Genomic DNA, 1,731 nt, shown 5'->3' with positions numbered 1-1,731 from the left:
TTCATCAGACAATCTGTGTGAGCACTACAAAGAACGTTTCTTTAAGGTAAGGAGGTGATCCAACCGCAGGTTCCCCTACGGTTACCTTGTTACGACTTCACCCCAGTCATGAATCACAAAGTGGTAAGCGCCCTCCCGAAGGTTAAGCTACCTACTTCTTTTGCAACCCACTCCCATGGTGTGACGGGCGGTGTGTACAAGGCCCGGGAACGTATTCACCGTGGCATTCTGATCCACGATTACTAGCGATTCCGACTTCATGGAGTCGAGTTGCAGACTCCAATCCGGACTACGACATACTTTATGAGGTCCGCTTGCTCTCGCGAGGTCGCTTCTCTTTGTATATGCCATTGTAGCACGTGTGTAGCCCTACTCGTAAGGGCCATGATGACTTGACGTCATCCCCACCTTCCTCCAGTTTATCACTGGCAGTCTCCTTTGAGTTCCCGGCCGAACCGCTGGCAACAAAGGATAAGGGTTGCGCTCGTTGCGGGACTTAACCCAACATTTCACAACACGAGCTGACGACAGCCATGCAGCACCTGTCTCAGAGTTCCCGAAGGCACCAAAGCATCTCTGCTAAGTTCTCTGGATGTCAAGAGTAGGTAAGGTTCTTCGCGTTGCATCGAATTAAACCACATGCTCCACCGCTTGTGCGGGCCCCCGTCAATTCATTTGAGTTTTAACCTTGCGGCCGTACTCCCCAGGCGGTCGACTTAACGCGTTAGCTCCGGAAGCCACGCCTCAAGGGCACAACCTCCAAGTCGACATCGTTTACGGCGTGGACTACCAGGGTATCTAATCCTGTTTGCTCCCCACGCTTTCGCACCTGAGCGTCAGTCTTTGTCCAGGGGGCCGCCTTCGCCACCGGTATTCCTCCAGATCTCTACGCATTTCACCGCTACACCTGGAATTCTACCCCCCTCTACAAGACTCTAGCCTGCCAGTTTCGGATGCAGTTCCCAGGTTGAGCCCGGGGATTTCACATCCGACTTGACAGACCGCCTGCGTGCGCTTTACGCCCAGTAATTCCGATTAACGCTTGCACCCTCCGTATTACCGCGGCTGCTGGCACGGAGTTAGCCGGTGCTTCTTCTGCGAGTAACGTCAATTGCTGCGGTTATTAACCACAACACCTTCCTCCTCGCTGAAAGTACTTTACAACCCGAAGGCCTTCTTCATACACGCGGCATGGCTGCATCAGGCTTGCGCCCATTGTGCAATATTCCCCACTGCTGCCTCCCGTAGGAGTCTGGACCGTGTCTCAGTTCCAGTGTGGCTGGTCATCCTCTCAGACCAGCTAGGGATCGTCGCCTAGGTGAGCCGTTACCCCACCTACTAGCTAATCCCATCTGGGCACATCCGATGGCAAGAGGCCCGAAGGTCCCCCTCTTTGGTCTTGCGACGTTATGCGGTATTAGCTACCGTTTCCAGTAGTTATCCCCCTCCATCGGGCAGTTTCCCAGACATTACTCACCCGTCCGCCACTCGTCACCCAAGGAGCAAGCTCCTCTGTGCTACCGTTCGACTTGCATGTGTTAGGCCTGCCGCCAGCGTTCAATCTGAGCCATGATCAAACTCTTCAATTTAAGTTTGATGCTCGTGAATTAAACTTCGTAATGAATTACGTGTTCACTCAGAGACTTGGTATTCATTTTTCGTCTTGCGACGTTAAGAATCCGTATCTTCGAGTGCCCACACAGATTGTCTGATAAATTGTTAAAGAGCAGT

The 1,731-nt window shown here is 52.7% G+C and carries 1 rRNA gene; it reads right to left on the bottom strand.

The window, feature by feature from the left end:
* Positions 1 to 47: 47 nt before the first annotated feature.
* A 16S ribosomal RNA gene (locus N0B36_RS24175) occupies positions 48 to 1,589 on the bottom strand.
* Positions 1,590 to 1,731 lie beyond the last annotated feature (142 nt).

It is taken from the genome of Citrobacter sp. XY323 (assembly GCF_025106035.1).
Classification (GTDB): Bacteria; Pseudomonadota; Gammaproteobacteria; order Enterobacterales; family Enterobacteriaceae; genus Citrobacter; species Citrobacter braakii.
The sequence above is the reverse complement of the archived record's forward strand: the minus strand, read 5'-3'. Positions and strand labels throughout refer to the sequence as shown.